The 6,602-nt window shown below is 45.0% G+C and carries 8 protein-coding genes; 5 read left to right on the top strand and 3 right to left on the bottom strand.

Features of this window, described 5'->3' with window-relative positions:
* Window positions 1–28 precede the first annotated feature (28 nt).
* The 5 genes from prfA to B7Y67_RS09210 all read left to right on the top strand — a co-directional run bounded on the left by prfA (window position 29) and on the right by B7Y67_RS09210 (window position 5,018).
* On the top strand, window positions 29–1,108 hold the full coding sequence (prfA, locus tag B7Y67_RS09230; RefSeq protein WP_293598392.1) for a peptide chain release factor 1: 1,080 nt from the start codon (window positions 29–31) through the stop codon (window positions 1,106–1,108).
* 10 nt (window positions 1,109–1,118) lie between these two features.
* A complete protein-coding gene (gene prmC, locus B7Y67_RS09225) occupies window positions 1,119–1,967 on the top strand; it encodes a peptide chain release factor N(5)-glutamine methyltransferase (protein WP_293598391.1) in 849 nt (282 codons plus the stop codon).
* Between the two features lie 105 nt (window positions 1,968–2,072).
* Window positions 2,073–2,381 carry a Grx4 family monothiol glutaredoxin gene (gene grxD, locus B7Y67_RS09220; protein WP_293598390.1) on the top strand — a complete coding sequence of 103 codons (309 nt, stop codon included), beginning with the start codon at window positions 2,073–2,075 and terminating at the stop codon, window positions 2,379–2,381.
* A 31-nt stretch (window positions 2,382–2,412) separates the two neighbouring features.
* Window positions 2,413–3,684 carry a DNA recombination protein RmuC gene (rmuC, locus tag B7Y67_RS09215; RefSeq protein WP_293598389.1) on the top strand — a complete coding sequence of 424 codons (1,272 nt, stop codon included), beginning with the start codon at window positions 2,413–2,415 and terminating at the stop codon, window positions 3,682–3,684.
* Window positions 3,685–3,701: 17 nt separating this feature from the next.
* Window positions 3,702–5,018 (top strand): MFS transporter, encoded by a 1,317-nt coding sequence (locus B7Y67_RS09210; RefSeq protein ID WP_293598388.1) that lies wholly within the window; start codon window positions 3,702–3,704, stop codon window positions 5,016–5,018.
* Here the strand turns inward: B7Y67_RS09210 and B7Y67_RS09205 are convergent.
* Genes B7Y67_RS09205 through B7Y67_RS09195 form a run of 3 tightly spaced genes read right to left on the bottom strand, consistent with a single transcriptional unit; the run spans window position 5,015 to window position 6,496 of the window.
* On the bottom strand, window positions 5,015–5,563 hold the full coding sequence (locus B7Y67_RS09205) for a hypothetical protein (protein WP_293598387.1): 549 nt from the start codon (window positions 5,561–5,563) through the stop codon (window positions 5,015–5,017). The genes B7Y67_RS09210 and B7Y67_RS09205 overlap by 4 nt on opposite strands.
* Window positions 5,563–6,243, bottom strand: coding sequence for a glycosyltransferase (locus tag B7Y67_RS09200; protein WP_293598386.1), 681 nt, complete (start codon window positions 6,241–6,243; stop codon window positions 5,563–5,565). Before B7Y67_RS09200 ends, B7Y67_RS09205 begins: the two co-directional genes overlap by 1 nt.
* On the bottom strand, window positions 6,233–6,496 hold the full coding sequence (locus tag B7Y67_RS09195) for a hypothetical protein (protein WP_293598385.1): 264 nt from the start codon (window positions 6,494–6,496) through the stop codon (window positions 6,233–6,235). Before B7Y67_RS09195 ends, B7Y67_RS09200 begins: the two co-directional genes overlap by 11 nt.
* Between the last annotated feature and the right edge of the window lie 106 nt (window positions 6,497–6,602).

Below are 6,602 nucleotides of genomic sequence, written 5' to 3'. Positions count from 1 at the left end.
CTCGCACTCCAAGCCAGAAGACCATTAGATGAAGCCCAGCATGCGGGCTAAGCTAGACCACCTAGACACGCGCTTAGCCGAACTCAATTCCCTATTAACTACCGAAGAGTCCACGAAAGACATGGACAACTATCGGAAGCTCACGCGTGAGCATTCTGATATCGCAACAGTAGTGGAGCAATTTGGCTTATACAAACAAGCTGAGGCTGATGCTCAAGCTGCTGAAGACATGCGTAAAGATCCTGAGATGAAGGACTTTGCTGATGAAGAGCAAAAACAAGCTCAAGCCACTATGGAAGAGCTGGAAGGCGTACTTCAAAAACTACTATTACCTAAAGATGTCAATGACGAGCGCAATGTCTTCTTAGAGATCCGTGCAGGTACGGGTGGCGACGAGAGCGCACTCTTTGCGGGTGACTTACTGAGGATGTATACCCGCTTTGCTGAACGCCAGGGCTGGAAAGTAGAAGTAGTGAATACCGCTGAATCCGATCTTGGTGGATATAAAGAAGTTGTTCTGCGCCTAGTTGGTCAGTCAGTCTACTCACGTCTCAAATTTGAATCTGGTGGTCACCGCGTACAACGTGTACCCCAAACAGAAACTCAAGGGCGTATACATACGTCAGCGTGTACGGTAGCAGTGATGCCTGAAGCTGATGAATTGGAGGCTGTAAAGATTAATCCCGCTGAACTGCGTATTGATACTTTTAGAGCATCTGGTGCTGGTGGCCAGCATATTAATAAAACAGATTCTGCAGTGCGTATCACGCACTTACCGACGGGCACAGTAGTGGAGTGTCAGGATGACCGTAGCCAACACCGTAACCGCGAACAAGCGATGAAGGTGCTGGTCTCACGCATCATGGATGCGCGTGAACGTGAGAAACATCAGCTCGAAGCGCAAACCAGAAAGTCCCTCATTGGTTCTGGTGATCGCAGCGACCGTATTCGTACTTACAACTTTCCGCAGGGTCGTATTACTGATCACCGTATTAATCTAACGCTCTATAAGATTGATGCCATGATGGATGGCGATCTCGATGATCTCTGCAATGCCCTAGCGTCCGAGCATCAAGCAGAGCTGCTTGCAGCGCTTGGCGACAGTTAATACCAGTAGGATGAGCCTCAGCCAGTCTTTACGCGAATTAATTAGCAACTGCACATTGCCAGCCAATGAAGCGCGGATATTGCTTGCCCACCTACTTGAAAAACACTACCAACTCCCACGCTCCGCCTTGCTATCCCGCGATGACATGAGCTTGGATGAGCAAGCTTTTCAGGAGTGGGACAGTCTAGTCTCCAGAAGAGTGAATGGTGAGCCCATCGCCTATATCTTAGGCAAGAAAGGCTTTCACAATATTGAGTTACAGGTAGGGCCTGGGGTGCTTATCCCTCGCCCAGAGACTGAGCTCCTCGTTGAGATTGCCCTAACTGCCATCACCAAGCTCAATAAACCCACTAAGGTATTGGATTTGGGCACAGGTTCTGGTGCTATCGCCCTGTCTATCGCCAACGCATCGCCACTTGCACTTGTTAGCGCAACAGATCAATCGATCGAGGCCTTAGTGATTGCCAAGCAAAATGCTGAACTCCTCAACCTGACAAAACAAGTCCAATTTTTTCAAGGCAGCTGGTACGAGGCACTAGACCAGACATGCCAATTTGATGTGATTGTGAGTAATCCGCCCTATATCGCCAATCAAGACTCCCATCTCACTCAAGGGGATCTGCGGTTTGAGCCTGAATCCGCCCTGACCGATTACGCTAACGGGCTAAGTTGCTTAGAGATCATTATTGCCGGAGTAGATAAACGTCTGAAAGCTGGTGGTTTGATTGCCGTCGAGCATGGCTTTGATCAATCTGAAGCGGTAGTGAAGCTAATGAAAGGGGCGGGTCTAATAGATGTGCAAGCTCACCTTGATTTGGCGGGCCACCGCCGAGTAGCTTCTGGGCAAAAAAGGCTCTAAAGCCGACAAAGCGAATTAACCCTTTTCTTCAGATAGCCTTAAAATTACTACTATTGTTAGTTACAGATCAAGATCGCCTTACAGCGCAAATTCAGGAAGAAAATTATGGATACCCAAGCAAGAATTCAAGAAATCGTTAGCAACCATCCTGTTGTATTGTTCATGAAGGGCAATGCTCAATTTCCACAATGTGGTTTCTCTGGCAATGCAGTCAATATTTTGCGCACTTGTGGCGTAGAAAAACTGCATACAGTGAACGTATTGGAGGATGCAGAAATTCGTCAGGGTATTAAGGATTTTGCCAACTGGCCAACTATTCCTCAGCTCTACATCAACGGTGAATTTATTGGTGGCTCTGACATCATGACTGAAATGTTCCAAAGCGGTGAATTGCAAAAGTTAGTTAAAGCCTAAGTCTCGGTAGATTGCGTACAAGGCCACATTAGTGACTTTTGACTTAAGCTCTCTTCTTCTATTTGGCCTGCCATTCGGTTTATGCGCAGGCCTTTTAGTCTATGCTCTCAATTTGCGTTCGGCTCTCACCAGAGTTGAGCAACAAATGCAAATTGATGTTGCACTTGCTGCAAGCTTACGAATAGAACGGGATCAGGCATTACAAAATGCCATTCGACTCGAGGCGGCACTAGATTCTGAACGCAAGCAAGGCTTGGGGAGAATTGAATCTCTAAATGAGGCTAAAGAGGCATTGACTAGCCAATTTAAAAATCTAGCCAACGAAATTCTAGAAGATAAATCGAAGCGCTTCACTGAGCAAAATGTAGCCAATTTAGATGCCTTACTCAAGCCACTGCAAACTAAGCTTTCAGAATTTAAAGAGCAGGTAAATACTTCCTACGGCAATGAAGCACGCGAGCGCTTTGCGCTCAAGAGCGAGATCGAGCGTCTAGCCAATCTGAATTTACGTATGTCAGATGAGACACGTTCGCTGACCCAGGCGCTCAAGGGAGACTCGAAAGTTCAAGGTAATTGGGGCGAGTTAGTTTTGGAATCTATTCTCGAGTCTTCAGGCCTGCGCAAAGGCGAGGAGTATCTTGTACAAGACAGTCACACCCAGACTGATGGCTCACGTCTTCAGCCTGACGTTGTAGTTAAGCTGCCAGAAGGAAGAAGTCTCGTTGTGGATAGCAAGGTTTCCATCACAGCGTATTCACGTCATGCTCAAGCAACCGATCCGACAGTCTCAGAACAAGAGTTAGCGGCGCATATTCAGTCGCTAAGGCAACATATTCAAGGACTTTCCAGCAAGAACTATAGTTCTTTATATGGCATTGGCTCGGTAGACTTTGTATTGATGTTTGTTCCAATTGAACCCGCCTTCCTATTAGCACTGAAAACTGCGCCCAACCTTTACCAAGAGGCATTAGCAAAGAATATTGTGCTTGTATGTCCTAGCACCCTGATGGCCACACTGCGCACCGTAGCCCATCTCTGGCGCCAAGATCACCAAAACCGCAACGCCTTAGAAATCGCAAAGCAATGCGGTACGCTTTACGATAAGTTTGTTGGCTTTGTAGATGATCTTGAAAAACTAGGTCAACGTTTAGATCAAGCTCAAACCAGTTATCACGATGCCTTTAATAAGTTGAAATCCGGCAAAGGCAATCTCATTCGTACCGCAGAGAAGGTACGAGAACTTGGTGTTAAGCCCAGCAAGAATATCTCTGCACCCCTGATTGAATCTTCAACAGATACATAATAAACGCAGAATAAAAATTGACTGCTACCGAATCAGACTCTCAAGCTTCATCGCATTCCTATAGAAAAGTTGCCATTGCAGCCTGCTTTGGAACATTTCTAGAGTGGTATGACTTTCTTACTTTTGCTACTCTGGCTGTAGTTTTTGGCCCCCTCTTCTTTCCCTCAAGCGACCCTAGTACAGCCCTCTTAGCCAGCCTTGCTACCTTCGGAGTGGGTATGGTGGTAAGACCTTTAGGAGCAGCCATTTTTGGAAGTATTGGCGACCGTATTGGCCGGCGCCCCATCTTCATGATCACCATTACCCTCATGGGCATTGCAACAGTCTGCGTTGGCTTTTTACCGACCTATGCGCAGGTCGGGATCTGGGCGCCCATTTTTCTAGTAAGCCTCAGGCTACTTCAAGGCCTCTCTGCAGGAGGAGAAATTGGGGGAAGTGCGGTCTATCTCACAGAACATGCTGGCGAGTCTAATCGCGGCTTTAAGACGAGCTTTTTACAGCTCATGGGGCCACTGGGAATCCTGGTATCTACTCTACAAATTGCCCTACTTCAGACCTACCTCACTCCAGAAGAGTTTCTATCCTGGGGCTGGCGTGTACCTTTTTGGGTTTCACTCATTCTGCTATTGGTCGCATTTAAAGCACGAATGGCTTTAGAAGAAACTCCGATATATTTACAGTTAAGCAAAACAGAATCTCAATCAAAGAGCCCGTTACGAGACAATCTCAAAGACCCCGAAACCAGAAAGAGAATGTTTCTGCTTTTCTTCTGCATCTCTGCTGGTGGCGCAGTACTATTTTTCTGTGTGCAGGTATACACCTCAATCTTCCTTAAGACCACCGTAAAGCTTTCACCACAACTTGTTGATCAGTTAAGCGTTTATGCAACAGTTGCTCTACTACCTCTCACAGTATTTGCAGGATGGCTCTCAGACAAGCTTGGCAGAAAGCCTGTGGTTGTCACCGGCCTAATCTTAGGCGCCACACTAATACTGCCGGCGTTTCACTTATTACAAAGCAATAGTGCATCTACGTTATTGATAATTTTGGTCTTAATTGGCCTATCTGCCATTCTGGCGCTTGTCGTTGGCCCACAAACAGCCCTCCTTGCAGAACTCTTTCCAGCAAAAACCAGAAATAGCGCAGCCACCCTTCCACACAACTTAGCTGCTGGGTGGATAGGTGGACTTCTACCTTTAATTGTTACTTGGTTAAATCAACACTGGGGAAGTAACTTTGCAGGACTCTGGTATCCGACCATCTTCTTGGCTGGCGGCGCAATTGTGGCAACGTTGTATTTGCCAGAGACTAGAAAAATTAATTTAGCCTCCTAGCAATCTGGGCTTATTTTGGGTCGCACAATAATCCAAATCCCATCCCCCATCATTTGATGGGATTGCAAATGCAAAATTTCAAAATATTTTGTCAATCTTGGGAGCCACCAAGAGCTGGGCTCTTGAATTAAATGAGCATTCCGTCCATCGGATAGTGTTTTGGCCGCTGGACCCATATGTATGGAAAAAAATCCAAAGTTCACTGTTATCTTTGATAAATCTAGAAGCACATGCTCAAGCCTCTCAGGCTCAATATGCTCTAAAACATCAATACAGCAAACTAAGTCTGCACAACGTGGCTCTCCATACTCTTCGAACGCTGGGTCATATGGGTGATATTCAGCAAGATCAACCCCCGCATTTCTTAGACCAACAAATAAATTTTTCTTGCCGGCACCATAATCGGAAACTGATTGCACACCAGTCTGACGTATAAAGTCAGCCACTATTGGAGCAAAAGAAAGGGATGCGACCCCATAATTCGGGTTTTGATGTAGTGCCTTCTGCTGCAAAAGGTATTCAGCAGAGATTGTAGATCTATCCATTAGTAATCAAACCCTTCATTACTTCTTGCAAAAACCTCTTTCCAATTATCGGACATAGACTCCTTGGCATAATCTTTAAAGCATGGCGTTCCAAGAGTGTAATGAATTAACTTTGCACCAGGATTTTCAGGGTATTCAATTGCCAGCCAATTCCACTCTTTTGGAAGTTCACCAATTAAATCATCGGTCAGCCAAGAAAATCTATGGAGGTAGGAGCCGAGCTGATTCTGAATAAAATCAGGTGTTAACAGCCTGTTATCTGGATGCGAACAATTCCACAAAATAACGCTAGACCAATTTTTCCTTGGATAGTTTTCATTTTTATTTCCAAGATACTTCTTACTTGCCTTCGTTTGATAGTCATGCTTTACCACCTGAACAGCTTTTGATTCATCTCGCAAAGCCCATAATTCAGAAATATCGGCCTGGCAAACCATATCTCCATCAGCAAAAATAGCCCATCCCGAATAATTCATTAAGAATGGGGTCAGGAATCGAGAGTAAATGAATTTATTGCTTCCATCCGTATGAACTTCTTTGTACTCATTTAATGTATTTTCTGCAAGTGGTAGAAATTGAACTGTACTTGTAGAACTATCAATGACGCTTTGACAAAAGACATGGTATGCAACAGCCTCTCTCTGATCAAAACCAACAACAATTGAAATATTAGATCCCAAATCTATCCTCCATATATGCTTTTGCCGCTTCAATTGGTTTAGACCAATCTCCCTGCTTCTCTTGCTTGAACACCCTTATGGATGGATACCATAAACTTACTCCATCAACATCATGCCAGTACCAAAATTTACCATGTGAAAATGGAAGGAAGAGAATGGTTTTCTTTCCTATGGCACCCGACATATGCGCCACTGAATTACTACTGGTAATAACAAAATCGCAAGTATCAATAAGGGAAAGCAAATCATCCACATCATCATATAAATCTAAACCATCTACAGATCGTATTTGAATACCAGTACTATGCTCAACTGATACCCTTTCTTCATAAGCCGATTGCTACGACTTTAATTAAGGC

It is taken from the genome of Polynucleobacter sp. 35-46-11, assembly GCF_002281105.1.
Note: the sequence above shows the minus strand (reverse complement) of the source record. Positions and strands in the feature narration are given on the sequence as shown.

Excerpts from the sequence above, each read along its gene's own strand:
- prfA (WP_293598392.1), top strand. The coding sequence starts at position 29 with ATGAAGCCCAGCATGCGGGCTAAGCTAGACCACCTAGACACGCGCTTA.
- grxD (WP_293598390.1), top strand. The coding sequence starts at position 2,073 with ATGGATACCCAAGCAAGAATTCAAGAAATCGTTAGCAACCATCCTGTT.
- prmC (WP_293598391.1), top strand. The coding sequence starts at position 1,119 with ATGAGCCTCAGCCAGTCTTTACGCGAATTAATTAGCAACTGCACATTG.
- B7Y67_RS09205 (WP_293598387.1), bottom strand. The coding sequence starts at position 5,563 with ATGGATAGATCTACAATCTCTGCTGAATACCTTTTGCAGCAGAAGGCA.